This is a genomic window from Acidovorax sp. T1 (genome assembly GCF_002176815.1).
In the GTDB taxonomy this organism is placed as follows: Bacteria; Pseudomonadota; Gammaproteobacteria; order Burkholderiales; family Burkholderiaceae_C; genus Acidovorax.
In genome coordinates this window covers 1,699,206-1,713,202 of the sequence record NZ_CP021648.1, presented here as the reverse complement: position 1 = coordinate 1,713,202, position 13,997 = coordinate 1,699,206, and the positions used below count along the sequence as shown (strand labels likewise).

The 13,997-nt window shown below is 64.7% G+C and carries 11 protein-coding genes; 5 read left to right on the top strand and 6 right to left on the bottom strand.

Translation table 11 applies throughout. The features are described 5' to 3' along the window. Window positions 1–5 precede the first annotated feature (5 nt). Together CCX87_RS08065 and CCX87_RS08060 are read right to left on the bottom strand one after the other, a co-directional pair. Entirely contained in the window at window positions 6–3,647 is a 3,642-nt protein-coding gene (locus tag CCX87_RS08065) for a hydantoinase B/oxoprolinase family protein (protein ID WP_087745349.1), read from the bottom strand. Window positions 3,648–3,704: 57 nt separating this feature from the next. Next, window positions 3,705–4,139 carry a hypothetical protein gene (locus CCX87_RS08060; RefSeq protein ID WP_143218344.1) on the bottom strand — a complete coding sequence of 145 codons (435 nt, stop codon included), beginning with the start codon at window positions 4,137–4,139 and terminating at the stop codon, window positions 3,705–3,707. 59 nt (window positions 4,140–4,198) lie between these two features. On the opposite strand from CCX87_RS08060, the gene CCX87_RS08055 reads away from it, so the two are divergent. The 5 genes from CCX87_RS08055 to CCX87_RS08035 all read left to right on the top strand — a co-directional run bounded on the left by CCX87_RS08055 (window position 4,199) and on the right by CCX87_RS08035 (window position 8,520). Next, entirely contained in the window at window positions 4,199–5,182 is a 984-nt protein-coding gene (locus CCX87_RS08055) for a TRAP transporter substrate-binding protein (RefSeq protein WP_087745345.1), read from the top strand. Between the two features lie 18 nt (window positions 5,183–5,200). Further along, entirely contained in the window at window positions 5,201–5,710 is a 510-nt protein-coding gene (locus CCX87_RS08050; protein ID WP_087745344.1) for a TRAP transporter small permease, read from the top strand. A 20-nt stretch (window positions 5,711–5,730) separates the two neighbouring features. Beyond that, entirely contained in the window at window positions 5,731–7,035 is a 1,305-nt protein-coding gene (locus tag CCX87_RS08045; protein WP_087745342.1) for a TRAP transporter large permease, read from the top strand. 38 nt (window positions 7,036–7,073) lie between these two features. Further along, window positions 7,074–7,460 (top strand): fluoride efflux transporter CrcB, encoded by a 387-nt coding sequence (gene crcB / locus CCX87_RS08040; RefSeq protein ID WP_087748242.1) that lies wholly within the window; start codon window positions 7,074–7,076, stop codon window positions 7,458–7,460. A gap of 196 nt (window positions 7,461–7,656) precedes the next feature. Continuing rightward, entirely contained in the window at window positions 7,657–8,520 is an 864-nt protein-coding gene (locus CCX87_RS08035) for a TIGR00730 family Rossman fold protein (protein ID WP_087748241.1), read from the top strand. A 42-nt stretch (window positions 8,521–8,562) separates the two neighbouring features. On the opposite strand, the gene rmuC is transcribed toward CCX87_RS08035, so the two are convergent. From rmuC to pncB, 4 genes are all read right to left on the bottom strand, one after another. Next, the gene (rmuC, locus tag CCX87_RS08030; RefSeq protein ID WP_087745340.1) at window positions 8,563–10,110 is read right to left on the bottom strand and encodes a DNA recombination protein RmuC; all 1,548 of its coding nucleotides are present in this window, start codon (window positions 10,108–10,110) and stop codon (window positions 8,563–8,565) included. Between the two features lie 71 nt (window positions 10,111–10,181). Then, complete coding sequence (locus tag CCX87_RS08025; RefSeq protein WP_087745338.1) at window positions 10,182–11,171, bottom strand: 2-hydroxyacid dehydrogenase; 990 nt, start codon at window positions 11,169–11,171, stop codon at window positions 10,182–10,184. Between the two features lie 16 nt (window positions 11,172–11,187). Then, entirely contained in the window at window positions 11,188–12,606 is a 1,419-nt protein-coding gene (locus tag CCX87_RS08020) for a sodium:proton antiporter (protein WP_087745336.1), read from the bottom strand. Window positions 12,607–12,686: 80 nt separating this feature from the next. Further along, the gene (pncB, locus tag CCX87_RS08015; RefSeq protein WP_087748240.1) at window positions 12,687–13,895 is read right to left on the bottom strand and encodes a nicotinate phosphoribosyltransferase; all 1,209 of its coding nucleotides are present in this window, start codon (window positions 13,893–13,895) and stop codon (window positions 12,687–12,689) included. Between the last annotated feature and the right edge of the window lie 102 nt (window positions 13,896–13,997).

Genomic DNA, 13,997 nt, shown 5'->3' with positions numbered 1-13,997 from the left:
TTTTCTCACGCCATACCAAACCCGCCGCCACCCGGTGTGTGGATCTCGAACACATCGCCCGGCTGCATCTCGGCCTGGCCGATGTGGCCGAGCAACTCCACACGACCATCGGCGCGCACCACCTTGTTGACGCCGGGCATTCCGGCCGTGCCACCGGCCATGCCGAACGCGCCGTTTTGGCGGCCGTTCGACAGGATGCTGGCCGTCATCGGCTCCAGAAAACGGATGCGCCGCACCCCGCCATTGCCACCCGCCCAGCGGCCGCCGCCACCCGAGTTGGCGCGAATGGCATAGCTTTCCAGCCGCACCGGAAATCGGAACTCAAGAACCTCGGGGTCGGTCAGGCGCGAATTGGTCATGTGGGTCTGCACCACGCTGGTACCGCCAAAACCGCCCACCAGGGCACCCGCGGCATCGAACACACCGCCCGCGCCACTGCCACCCGCAATGGTTTCGTAATACTGGTGGCGGGCGTTGCCGAACGTGAAGTTGTTCATGGTGCACTGCCCCGCCGCCATCAGGCCTAAAGCGCCATACAGCGCGTTGGTGATGCAGGTGGAGGTCTCCACATTGCCCGCCACCACTGAGGCTGGCGGGTTCGGGTTGAGCATGCTGCCCGGCGGGATGATGACGTTGAGCGGCTTCAGGCACCCGGCGTTGAGCGGAATGTCGTCGTCCACCAGCGTGCGGAACACATACAGCACCGCCGCCATGCACACTGCCGTGGGCGCGTTGAAGTTGTTGGTTTGCTGCGGGCTGGTGCCAGTGAAGTCGATGGTGGCACTGCGGCTCTTGGCATCCACCTTCACGGCCACGCTGATCTGCGCGCCGTTGTCCAGAGGCAGGGTGAACTGCCCGTCCTTCAGGCGCGTGATGACCCGGCGTACCGATTCTTCGGCGTTGTCCTGCACATGGCGCATGTAGGCCTGCACCACGTCCAGGCCAAACTCGGCCACCATGCGGCGCAGCTCTTGCTGGCCTTTTTCGTTGGCGGCGATCTGCGCGCGCAGATCGGCCATGTTCTGCTGCGGGTTGCGGCTGGGGTATTCGCCGCTTTCGAGCAGCGCAATCATCTCGCGTTCACGTAAGGTGCCGCGCTCGACCAGCTTCACGTTGTTGATCTGCACGCCCTCTTCCTCGATGCGCGTGGAGAACGGTGGCATGGAGCCCGGCGTGGTGCCGCCCACATCGGCATGGTGGCCCCGGCTGCCCACATAGAACGTGGGCTCGGCCTCGTCGGCGATGTAGACCGGCGTGATGACGGTGATGTCCGGCAGGTGCGTGCCACCGTGGTACGGGTCGTTGAGCACGAACACGTCGCCGGGCTGCATGCGGCCCGCGTTCTCGCGGATCACGGTCTTGATGCTCTCGCCCATCGAGCCCAGGTGCACGGGCATGTGGGGCGCGTTGGCAATCAGGTTGCCCTCGGCATCGAACAGCGCGCAGCTGAAGTCCAGCCGCTCCTTGATGTTCACCGAGTAGGCCGTGTTCTGCAGCTGCAGGCCCATTTGCTCGGCAATGTTCATGAACAGGTTGTTGAACACCTCCAGCAGCACCGGGTCCACCGTGGTGCCCACGGCATGCTGCACGGCGCGCGCCACGCGGCGGTTGAGCAGCAGATGGTCCAGGTCGGTCAGCTGCGCCCCCCAGCCGGGCTCGACGATGGTGGTGGCGTTTTTCTCGGCAATGATGGCCGGGCCGGAAATCACATCGCCGGGGCGCAAATCTTCGCGCACCACAAGGGCAGCGTCGTGCCACGCGGCAACGCCGTCCACGCCGCCGGTGTACATGCGCACGGTGCTGCGGCGCGGCACTTCGCGCGCGGGCTGCAGCGTGTGGCGTGGTTCCACCGGCGCATCGCCGGGCACCACGGCCTCGACCGATACGGCCTCCACCACCAGGCCCTTGCCCTGCATCAGGAAGGCAAAGCGCTGGCGGTAGGCAGCCTCGAACCCTGCGGTGATTTCAGCCAGCGAGCCAAACGGCACGATGAGGGCCGAATCGCTGCCCTCGTAGCGCACATGCACGCGGCGGTGCACCACGGCTGTGCCCGCACCCACCTGCTGGCGCTCCAGCTCAGTGCGTGCGGTGGTGGCCAGTTGGTCCAGCGTCGCTTGGATGCCCGCGAGTGCGTCGGGCACCAGCGGGGTTTCGACCGCCTGCTCGCGGATCACATTCTGGTCGGCCAGGCCCATGCCGTAAGCGCTGAGCACGCCCGCCAACGGGTGCACAAACACGCGCGTCATGCCCAGCGCATCGGCCACCAAACACGCGTGCTGGCCACCCGCGCCGCCAAAACACTGCAGCGTGTAGCGCGTCACGTCATAGCCGCGCGCCACGCTGATTTTCTTGATGGCATTGGCCATCTGCTGCACGGCGATCTGGATAAAACCGTGGGCCACGTCTTCGGCGCTGCGGCCGGTCTGGGTGGCGAGGTCGCCAAACTTCTGCGCCACGGCGTCGCCATCGAGTGCCTCATTGGCTGCATGGCCAAACACTTTGGGGAAGTGCGCAGGCTGGATCTTGCCCACCATCACGTTCGCATCCGTCACAGCCAGCGGGCCGCCCCGGCGGTAGCTGGCGGGGCCGGGGTTGGCGCCTGCGCTCTCGGGGCCAACCCGGAAACGCGCGCCGTCAAACCCGAGGATGGAGCCGCCACCGGCCGCCACGGTGTGGATGCTCATCATGGGCGCGCGCATGCGCACGCCCGCCACCTGGGTCTCGAACTCGCGCTCGAACGCGCCCGCGTAGTGGCTCACGTCGGTGCTGGTGCCGCCCATGTCAAAACCGATGACCTTGTCGTGGCCCGCGAGCCCGGCGGTGCGTGCCATGCCAACGATGCCGCCCGCCGGGCCGCTCAAGATCGCGTCTTTGCCCTGGAACACCTGCGCGTCCGTGAGGCCGCCGGAGGACTGCATGAAGAACAGTTTCACGCCCGGCATCTCGCTCGCCACCTGGTCCACATAACGGCGCAGGATGGGCGACAGGTACGCATCGACCACCGTGGTGTCGCCCCGGCTCACCAGCTTCATCATGGGGCTGGTGGCGTGCGAGGCGCTCACCTGCGTAAAGCCGATTTCGCGCGCAATGCGGGCCGCAGCCTCCTCGTGCGCGGTGTACCGGTAGCCGTGCATGAACACGATGGCCGCGCTGCGCAGGCCCGCATCGAAGGCCGCCCACAGGCGCTCCTTGAGGTGGGCCTCGTCCAGCGGCTCGATCACCTCGCCGTGCGCGCCCATGCGTTCCTGCGCCTCGATCACGCGGCTGTACAGCAGCTCGGGCAGCACGATGTGCCGGTCAAACAGGCGCGGGCGGTTCTGGTAGGCGATGCGCAGCGCGTCCTTGAAGCCCTTGGTGGTAATGAGCAGGGTGGGCTCGCCCTTGCGCTCCAAGAGCGCGTTGGTGGCCACCGTGGTGCCCATCTTCACGCACTCCACCAGCTCGGGCGTCACGGGTTCGCCGGGCTTCAAACCGAGCAGGTGGCGGATGCCTGCGACAGCCGCGTCCTTGTACTGCTCGGGGTTCTCCGACAACAGCTTGTGCGTGACCAGCGTGCCGTCAGGCCGCTTTCCCACCACGTCGGTGAAGGTGCCGCCCCGGTCGATCCAGAACTGCCAGCGGGGAGAAAAAGACGTTTGAACGGGCATTGCTTGCTACTCAATTTATAGCTAATAGCGCTTTACACATAAGCGCCACAGCCATTTTTAACCAAAATTCAACCACCGCAATGCGGCAGCGCACATTGCCTGGTCGTACCTGCCCGAGAGCACACGCAGTAAACGGGCCAACTCGTCGATGTCGCGCTTGGGTGCGTCGCCGGCATGGAGCGGACCCATCAGGCAATGTCCGCGAATCTCACGGTAGCGCTGCACGGTTGGTGTCCGCATCGGCAGCGGCGAAGCTGCGTTCTTCTCTATTTTTTGCGAGGTTACAACACCGAAGGCCTGCCAGTTTCTGAGCGCTTCGTTCAGCAGCTGCGCTGACGAAACGACGGGGGCCGACGCATTGTTTGCACCGCCCGCAGACTTGCAGGAAAGCGCCTTGCAGCCTCCCATGGCACGGGATATGCATGCAGATTTTGCGGGCAAGTCGAAGGTGATTTTTCGACGTTCAGGCAAAACACTTACCCCCAAAGCCATCTACGTTCGATAGAGTGAATCCTCATATTTTTCAACATCCAACCCTGCGGAGCTAACCCATGAAGCGTCGAATCTTCCCCGTGACCGCACTCGCCCTCGCACTGACCGCGGGCTTTGCCGCCACTTCCGCCTTTGCGCAAACGAAATGGGATCTGGCCGCCGCCTACCCCGCCACCAACTTCCACACCGAAAACATGGTGCAACTGGCCAGCGACGTGGACAAGGCCACGGGTGGCAAGCTCAAGATCACGGTGCACGCCAACGCCGCGCTGTTCAAGGCCCCCGAAATCAAGCGCGCCGTGCAAGGCGGCCAGGCGCAGATGGGCGAAATCCTGCTCGCCAACTTCCAGAACGAATGGCAGCTGTTTGGCGTGGATGGTCTGCCCTTCCTGGCGGACAGCTATGACGCCTCCAAGAAGCTCTACGCTGCGCAAAAGCCCTTCCTGGAAAAGAAGCTGGCTGAACAAGGAATGATGCTGCTGTACGCGGTGGCCTGGCCTCCGCAAGGCATCTACACCAAGAAGCCGCTGGCTTCTGCAGCGGACCTCAAGGGCATCAAGTGGCGCGCCTACAGCCCCGCCACCGCACGCATCGCCGAACTGGTGGGTGCGCAGCCTGTGACGGTGCAAGCCGCCGAGTTCTCGCAGGCCCTGGCCACGGGCGTGGTCGAATCGACGATGACGTCGGGCGCCACCGGTGTGGACAGCAAGCTCTACGAGCAACTCAAGTACTACTACGACACCCAGGCCTGGCTGCCCAAGAACGCCATCCTGGTGAACAAGAAGGCGTTTGATGCGCTGGACAAACCCCTGCAGCAAGCCCTGCTCAAGGCGGGTGCCGACGCCGAAGCGCGCGGCTGGGCCAACAGCTCCAAGGTGAACACCGACACCGTGGCCAAGCTCAAGGCCAACGGCATGAACGTGGAAGCACCGCCTGCCGCGCTGAAGGCCGACATGGCCAAGGTGGGCGACACCATGCTCAAGGAATGGCTCGACAAGGCTGGCCCCGAAGGCAAGGCCCTGATCGACGCCTACCGCAAGTAAGCCCAGGCGCCCACACAAATGCGTCGTCTGCTGGACTTTCTGTACGACAGCGCCGCCGCCCTGGCGGCGCTTTTCATGGTCGGCTTGTTGGGGATGGTGCTGCTGTCCATTGCCAGCCGACAGTTCAACTTCCACGTGCCGGGCACGGACGCCTATGCGGGCTACCTGATGGCCGCAACGGGCTTCCTGGCGCTCGCCCACACCTTGAAGCGCGGCGAACACATCCGCGTCACGCTGCTGCTCAACTTTTTGAAGGGCGGCGCCAAGAAGGCGTTCGAGATCTGGGCACTGGCCATTGCCACCCTGCTGGCGCTGCTGTTTGCGGTGTACAGCTGCAAGCTGGCCTGGCAGTCGCACGAGTTCCACGACATCTCCACCAGCAACGACGCCACGCCGCTGTGGATTCCGCAAATCGCCATGGCTGTTGGCACCGTCATTTTGGCGATCGCATTCGTGGACGAACTGGTGCTGGAGATGATGGGCAAGCGCGTGGATGCCCCATCCGGCGAAGCATTGCGCAATGAATAAACCCGGCTCGACCTACCACCATGAGTGATCTCACCATAACCGGCCTGCTCATGCTGTCGCTGTTCCTGATTCTGGGCAGCGGCGTATGGATCGGGCTCACCCTCTCCGGCGTCGCCTGGATCGCCATGCAGCTGTTCTCGGCGCGCCCGGCGGGCGATGCGATGGCGGTGACCATCTGGGGCAGCGCCTCCAGCTGGACCCTCACGGCCCTGCCGCTGTTCATCTGGATGGGCGAAATCCTGTTCCGCACCCGGCTGTCGCAAGACATGTTCAAGGGCCTGGCCCCCTGGGTGCAGGCGCTGCCGGGCCGGCTGCTGCACACCAACGTGGTGGGCTGCACCATCTTTGCCGCCGTGTCGGGGTCGAGTGCCGCTACCTGCGCCACCATCGGCAAGATGACGCTGCCCGAGCTGACGCGCCGCGGCTACCCCGAGCACATGGTGGTGGGCACGCTGGCTGGGGCCAGCACGCTGGGCCTGTTGATCCCGCCGTCGATCATCATGATCGTGTACGGCGTGTCGGCCGAGGTATCGATCTCGCAGCTGTTCATTGCGGGCGTGCTGCCGGGCATTTTGCTGGCGGCACTGTTCTCGGGCTACATCATGCTGTGGGCACTGCGCCACCCCGAGCAGGTGCCTGCCGCCGACGTGCGCATGACCTTCATGCAAAAGCTGTCCGAATCGCGCAGCCTGATCCCCGTGGTGCTGCTGATCGCGGCCGTGCTGGGCAGCATTTACACCGGCTTTGCCACCGCCACCGAGGCAGCGGCTGTGGGTGTGGTGGGCTCGCTGGTGCTGTCGGCCGTGCAGGGCTCGATGACCTGGGGCACGTTCAAGGACTCGCTGATGGGCGCCACGCGCCTGTACTGCATGATCGCGCTGATCCTCGCAGGCGCCGCCTTCCTTACGCTGGCCATGGGCTACATCGGCCTGCCGCGCCATCTGGCCGAATGGATTGCGTCGCTGGGCCTGAACCAGGCCCAGCTCATCGTGGCGCTGGCGGTTTTCTACATCATCCTGGGCTGCTTTCTGGACGGCATCTCGATGGTGGTGCTGACCATGGGCGTGCTCATGCCCACGGTGCAGGCCGCCGGCATCGACACCATCTGGTTCGGCATCTTCATCGTGCTGGTGGTCGAGATGGCGCAGATCACGCCACCCGTGGGCTTCAACCTGTTCGTGCTGCAGGGCATGACGGGGCGCCAGCTGCCCTGGATCGCCAAGGTGGCCATGCCCATGTTCCTGCTGATGTGTGGCGCCGTGGCGTTGATCTATGTCTTCCCCGGCATCGTGACCTGGCTGCCGCAGCAGATGTCTGCCCGCTGAACGCCGGGCGCGGCCCACCGGATGTGGACAATGGCGCCATGCTGCATGTTCTGTCCATCTGTATCGGCGCCAGCCTCGGCGCGCTGGCCCGCTGGCGGCTGGGGCTGTGGCTCAGCGGCCCCGGCGCACTGCTGCCATGGGGCACGCTGGCGGCCAATCTGGTGGGCGGCTACCTCATCGGTGTGTGCGTGGCGGCCTTCCAGGCCCTGCCCCAGATCGACCCCGCCTGGCGCCTGGCGCTGGTCACCGGTTTTTTGGGGGCGCTGACCACGTTTTCCAGTTTCTCGGCCGAGGTGGTGACCATGCTGCAGCAGCAGCGCTACCTGCTGGCGGGCGGCACCACCGCACTGCACCTGGGGGGCTCGCTGCTCATGACCCTGCTGGGCCTGCAGACGGTGGCACTGGCGTTGACCAGCCGGCCCTGACGCGTTCGCCTGCCGGCGGTTTTTTCGGACTTACCGGGCCTTGATTCACTATCTTTTTCATAGCTTTCAGCGCAATGCTGCAAAGCGTAACAGCGCCTTTTGACTATAAAATCCGCTGGAGCCCGCAATGCAATGCTCGGGCCATGTCAACACCCCACTGTCACAGTCCGGCACCCGCCGCGACGTCCGAAATCCCATGGAAGCCACCACCCAACTCAACGAACGCCGCCTGGCCGATGCCTGGGCCGAACTGCACGCGCACGCCAACAACGACAACCCCTTGCACGCCGATGCCTATCGGCTGGCGTTTGCCGACCCCGAATTTCTGTTCCGCCGTGAAACGCGCGGCATCCGGTTCCAGCTGGAAATGCTCAAGCCCGACCTGGGCCAGGCCGAGCAAGGCATCGAGAACACGGTGGTGGTGTATGGCAGCGCCCGCTTTGTGGCGCCCGACGAGGCGGCGGCCCAGTTGAGCGCCGCCGAAGCCAGCGGAGACGCAGCACAACTGCAGCGTGCACGGCAGGCCGTGCGCAACGCCCGCTATTACGACCTGGCGCGCCAATTCGCCGGCCTCGTGGCCAACTACAGCGAGCGCCAGCGCCCCGCCGACCGCATCTACATCTGCACCGGCGGCGGCCCCGGCATCATGGAGGCGGCCAACCGCGGGGCCCACGAAGCCGGCGCGCTGAACGTGGGCCTGAACATCGGCCTGCCGCACGAGCAAAGCGGCAACCGCTTCATCTCGCCCTCGCTGAGCTTCAAGTTCCACTACTTTGCCCTGCGCAAGATGCATTTCATGATGCGCGCCAAGGCACTGGTGGCGTTCCCCGGCGGGTTTGGCACGCTCGACGAACTGTTCGAAGTGCTCACCCTGGTGCAGACCGGCAAGGCCAAGCCGGTGCCCATCGTGCTGTTTGGCGTGGACTACTGGAAGCGCCTGATCAACTTTGACGTAATGGTCGAAGAAGGCACCATTGCGGCCAAGGACCTGCAGCTGTTCCACTTCACGGACGACCCGCAGGAAGCCTGGGGGCTAATCAAGGCTTTCTACAAGCTCTGATCCGATTTCACAACCAGGCAACCACGCGCGCCAGCGCCCGGTTCACGGCAGGTCGTCCTCAAGGTCCAGGCCGGGTAGAGCCGAGGGGCTGGCGCCAGCCAGCGGCACGGCAGTGTCGGGCGCGGGCAGGTCCTGCACATCGCGCAGCTTGCGCTGGATGGCGCGGGTGCGCACGCCCACCTCGTCAAACTTCTTGGCGGCAGCGTCGATGGATTTCTTGGTGGCCTCGACCACGTCGCCAAACTTGGCGAACTCGGTCTTGACCATGCCCAAGAGGCTCCACACCTCGGACGAGCGCTTTTCGATCGCCAGCGTCTTGAAGCCCATCTGCAGGCTGTTGAGCATGGCGGCCAGGTTGGCCGGGCCGGTGATCATCACGCGGCAGTCGTTCTGCACGGCCTCGACCAGGCCGGGGCGGCGCATCACCTCGGCAAACAGGCCTTCGGTGGGCAAATACAGCACGGCAAAATCGGTGGTGTGCGGGGGCGAGACGTATTTGGCAAAGATCTTCTTGGCTTCGAGCTTGATCGAGGTCTCGAACGCGTTGCCTGCCGATGCGATGGCGGCCTTGTCGGCGGCGTCCTGCGCGTCCATCAGGCGCTGGTATTGCTCCACGGGATACTTGGAGTCGATGGGCAGCCACACGGGGTGCTCGTCGTTCTTGCCGGGCAGGCGGATGGCGAACTCGACCAGCTCGTCGCTGCCCGGCACGGTCTTGACGTTGCGCGCAAACTGGTCGGGCGTGAGCACGTTGTCGATGATGGCGCCCAGCTGCATTTCGCCCCAGGTGCCGCGCGACTTCACGTTGGTCATCACACGCTTCAAGTCGCCCACGCTGCCAGCCAGCGTTTGCATCTCGCCCAGGCCCTTGTGCACCTGTTCGAGCCGGTCGCTCACCAGCTTGAACGATTCACCCAGGCGCTGCTCCAGCGTGGCGTGGAGCTTTTCGTCCACCGTGCGGCGCATTTCTTCAAGCTTGGTGGCGTTGTCCATCTGGATGGCGCCGAGCCGCTCGTTGAGCGCGGTGCGCAGCTGCTCGGCGTTGTGCTGGCTGCCCTGCACCAGGCCGGTGAGCTGCTGCGAGACGGCGTCTTGCAACACCGCAAACTGGTTCTTGATCTGGTAGCTGTTGCCTTCGAGCTGGTCCTTGAGCGCTTGCGACATGACTCCCAGCTGCGATTGGGTGTCGCTCTTGAGCGAATCGAGCGTGAGACGCGTGGCCGCGTCCAGTGCCGTGAGGCGCTGCTCCAGCCGTGCCTCGAACACGCCAAAGGCCGCCAGCAGCTCGGCGCGGCCGTTGCGCGATTCAGCCACCGTTTGCGTCAAGCGCTCATCGACCGCGTGGCGCAGGGTTTCGAGCGTGGTTTGCGTGGCCTGCGTGAAGCCGCTGAGCTGTTGGGCCAGCGCATCCATGGCGCCATCGTTCTTGGCCACGGCCAGTTGCGTGGCCTGTGCGGTGCCTTCTAGCACCTGCAGGCGCGCCAGCCATTCGGGCGGCAAATCAACACGGGGGCGGCGCACCAGCAACAGCACCAAAAGCAGCAACACCAGGGCCAGCGCGGCCAGCAAAACGAGCGTGTCAGTAGTCAAGGAATTCACTATCTTTTATATAGCTTCTAGCGCTTATCTCATAAGCGCTAGAAGCCGATTTCATTCAAAACTCAGGCCAATCGCACTGCAGCCGGCTGGTTCACCGGCGTGAGCGGCCCGCGCCCGCCAAAAAAGGCGATCAGGTTATCGGCCGCCAGGTGGGCCATGGCCAGGCGCGTGGGCACGGTGGCGCTGGCGATGTGCGGCGTGAGCACCACATTGGGCACGGTGAGCAGGTCGGGGTGCACGCTGGGCTCGCCCTCGAACACATCCAGGCCCGCCGCCGCAATGCGCCGCTCGCGCAGCGCCACGGCCAGGGCCGCGTCATCCACGATGCCGCCGCGTGCAATGTTGACCAGCGTGGCCGTGGGCTTCATCAGCGCCAGCTCGGCAGCGCCAATGGTGTGGTGCGATGCCGGGGTGTAGGGCAGCACCAGCACCACATGGTCGGCCGTGCGCAGCAGCTCGTCCTTTTCGACATAGCGGGCCTTGCATTCGGCCTCCAGCGCGGCCGACAGGCGCGAGCGGTTGTGATAGACCACGTTCATGCCAAAGCCGTGCGCGCCGCGCTTGGCAATGCCCTGCCCGATGCGGCCCATGCCGATGATGCCGAGCGTGCTGCCGTGGATGTCGCTGCCGGCAAACATGTCATAGCGCCAGGTGGTCCACTTGCCGGCGCGCAGGTAATGCTCGCTCTCGGTCATGCGCCGGGCCGTGGCCATGAGCAGCGCAAAGCCGAAGTCGGCCGTGGTTTCGGTCAGCACATCGGGGGTGTTGGTGCCCTGCACGCCAGCGGCGGTCATGGCGTCCACGTCGAAGTTGTTGTAGCCCACGGCCATGTTGGCCACGATTTTCAGGCGCGGCGCGGCGGCGATCAGGGCAGCGTCGATGCGCTGGCTGCCCGTGGTGAAGGCGCCGTCCTTGTCGGCCAGCCTCGCGGCCAGCTCCTCGGGCGACCAGATCACGTCATCGGCGTTGGCCTCGACCTCGAAATGCTGCGCCAGGCGCTCCACCACTTCAGGGAAGATCGCACGGGCGACCAGGATGCGGGGTTTGCTCATATCAGGAAGTCTCCAATCAACGGAACCATATGAAGGTCATCACCACGAACAGCGGCACCAGAATGCCGAAGGACCACAGCATGTAGCCAAAGAAGCTGGGCATCTTCACGCCACGGTCTTCGGCAATGGCCTTGACCATCAGGTTGGGCGCGTTGCCGATGTAGGTGTTGGCGCCCATGAACACGGCGCCCGCCGATATGGCCGCCAGCGTGGGGGCCAGCATGGTCATGAGCACGGCAGGGTCGCCCCCGGCGGTGTTAAAGAACACGAGGTAGGTGGGGGCGTTGTCCAGAAACGAAGACAGCACCCCGGTGGCCCAGAAATACATGGCCGGGTCGGGCGATCCGTCGGGCCGGGTGACGGCGGCGACGATGGCACCAAACGGCCCGTTGACGCCTGCCTTGAGCATGGCAATCACGGGAATGATCGTCAGGAAGATGCCCGCAAACAGCTTGGCCACCTCCTGCATGGGGCCCCAGCCGAACTGGTTGTCGGCGTGCACCTTGGTGGGCGTGAGCCAGAGTGAGGCCAGCGTGACGAGGACCAGGCCCACATCGCGCACGATGCCGGGCAAGCCGACCTCGGTGCCCGCAATGTTGAACACCACGGGCGATTTCCAGAAGCCGCTGAGCAGCACCAGCGCCACCACCGCACCCAGCAGGGCAAAGTTGACCTTGCCATCAAAGCCGATGGCACGGGGGTCGCGGGTATCGGGGGTCGGGTCTTGCGGTTTCACCTCTTTGTTGCGGTGGAAATACCAGCTGTCGAGCGCATAAAACAGCACCAGCAGCACGCCCACCAGGAACAGCGTCTCCTGGAAGATATGGGACACCGTCCAGAAAAAATCCACGCCCTTCAAAAAGCCCAGGAACAGCGGCGGATCACCCAGCGGCGTGAGCGAGCCGCCCGCATTCGACACGATGAAGATGAAGAACACCACGACATGCGCCACATGCTTGCGGTTGTCGTTGGCGCGGATCAGCGGGCGAATCAGCAGCATGGATGCCCCCGTGGTGCCCATGAAACTGGCCAGCACGGCGCCAATGGCCAGGATGGCCGTGTTGAGCCCCGGGCTGCCATGCAGGTTGCCGCGGATGTAGATGCCGCCCGACACCGCAAACAGCGCCGTGAGCAAAATGACGAAGGGGATGTATTCGGCCAGCAGCGCATGCACGAAGCTCGCGCCTGCCACTGCCGGGCCAAACACCACGGCAAACGGCAGCAAAAACGCCAGCCCCCAGGCCGCCGCCACCTTGCCGAAATGGTGGTGCCAGAAAATCGGCGCCAGCAGGGGCATGAGCGCAATCGACAGCAAAATGCCGGCAAACGGCACGCCCCACAGCATCGAGAGGCGGCTGCCATCCACATCGGCGGCACAGGCCAGGCCGGGCAGCGCACACAGGGCGGCTGCGGTCAGCCAGCGGGAAATCGTCATGGGTTTGTCTCCTTCTTGTCGAGGGTTGGGCTGGATGGGCGCGGGCCCGGCGCATGGCGCGGGCAGCGTTATCGGTGCAGTCAGGGCACCGAGGGAATCTCGAACACCTGGCGCAGATAGGCCAGGTATTTCTCGTCATCGCACATGCCCTTGCCGGGCGTGTCAGACACCTTGGCCACGGGCTGGTCGTTGCATCGCGTCATCTTGATGACCACCTGCAGCGGCTCGTAACCCAGATCGTTGGTGAGGTTGGTGCCAATGCCGAACGCCAGCTGGCAGCGCCCCCTGAATTGCTTGTACAGCTCGATGGTGCGCGGGACGGTGAGCGCGTCGCTGAAGATCAGCGTCTTGGTGAGTGGATCGACGCGGTTCTTGCGGTAGTGGTCGAGCAGACGCTCGCCCCAGGCAAACGGGTCGCCGCTGTCGTGGCGGGCGCCATCAAAAAGCTTGCAGAAATACAGGTCGAAATCGCGCAGGAAAGCACTCATGCCGTACACGTCGGACAGCGCAATGCCCAGGTCGCCCCGGTATTCCTTGGCCCACATTTCAAAGCCGAACACCTGGCTGTCGCGCAGGCGCGGGCCCAGCGCCTGGCAGGCCTGCAGGTATTCGTGCGCCATGGTGCCGAGCGGCGTCACTCCGAGCTTCATGGCATAGAGCACATTGCTGGTGCCGGCAAACTGGCCGGGGCCGGGCGGCGCGCCCGGGCGGCAGTCGCCGGTGCCCAGGCGGGCCACCAGCACGCGCAGCAGCTCTTCGTGCCACGCGCGGCTGAAGCGCCGGCGCGTGCCGTAGTCGGCGATCTTGAGGTCGGCCAGGCCATCGGCCTGCAGCAGCGCCATCTTGTCGTCCAGGCGCCGGCGCCCCTCGGGGAAATCGGGCACCTTCTGCGTGTTGCGAAAGTACACCTCGTTCACGATGGCCAGCACCGGAATCTCGAACAGGATGGTGTGCAGCCAGGGCCCACGGATGGTGATGTCGATCTCGCCCGAGGGCTGCGGCGTGACGGTGATGTATTTCTCGTTCAGCCGGAACAGGCCGAGAAAATCGACAAAGTCGCTCTTGATGAAGCGCAGCGAGCGCAGGTAATCGAGCTCGTCGTCCTGGAACTGCAGGCTGCACAGCGAGCGGATTTCCGAGCGAATTTCAGCCACATAAGGCGCCAGCTGCGCGCCGGGGTTGCGGCATTTGAATTTGTATTCGACCTGCGCACCCGGAAACTGGTGCAGCACCACCTGCATCATGGTGAACTTGTACAGGTCGGTGTCGAGCAGACTGGTGATGATCATGGTGAGGCGGGGCCACGGCAGGGCGGCCTGGGGATGCAAAAACCATCGCTGGCGAAGCCAGGGGCTCCAGAGTGTAGGCCATCAGGCGCATGCAGCCACTGT

Excerpts from the sequence above, each read along its gene's own strand:
- CCX87_RS08060 (WP_143218344.1), bottom strand. The coding sequence starts at position 4,139 with ATGGCTTTGGGGGTAAGTGTTTTGCCTGAACGTCGAAAAATCACCTTC.
- pncB (WP_087748240.1), bottom strand. The coding sequence starts at position 13,895 with ATGATCATCACCAGTCTGCTCGACACCGACCTGTACAAGTTCACCATG.
- CCX87_RS08045 (WP_087745342.1), top strand. The coding sequence starts at position 5,731 with ATGAGTGATCTCACCATAACCGGCCTGCTCATGCTGTCGCTGTTCCTG.
- CCX87_RS08055 (WP_087745345.1), top strand. The coding sequence starts at position 4,199 with ATGAAGCGTCGAATCTTCCCCGTGACCGCACTCGCCCTCGCACTGACC.
- CCX87_RS08065 (WP_087745349.1), bottom strand. The coding sequence starts at position 3,647 with ATGCCCGTTCAAACGTCTTTTTCTCCCCGCTGGCAGTTCTGGATCGAC.
- CCX87_RS08035 (WP_087748241.1), top strand. The coding sequence starts at position 7,657 with ATGGAAGCCACCACCCAACTCAACGAACGCCGCCTGGCCGATGCCTGG.
- CCX87_RS08020 (WP_087745336.1), bottom strand. The coding sequence starts at position 12,606 with ATGACGATTTCCCGCTGGCTGACCGCAGCCGCCCTGTGTGCGCTGCCC.
- crcB (WP_087748242.1), top strand. The coding sequence starts at position 7,074 with ATGCTGCATGTTCTGTCCATCTGTATCGGCGCCAGCCTCGGCGCGCTG.
- CCX87_RS08025 (WP_087745338.1), bottom strand. The coding sequence starts at position 11,171 with ATGAGCAAACCCCGCATCCTGGTCGCCCGTGCGATCTTCCCTGAAGTG.
- CCX87_RS08050 (WP_087745344.1), top strand. The coding sequence starts at position 5,201 with ATGCGTCGTCTGCTGGACTTTCTGTACGACAGCGCCGCCGCCCTGGCG.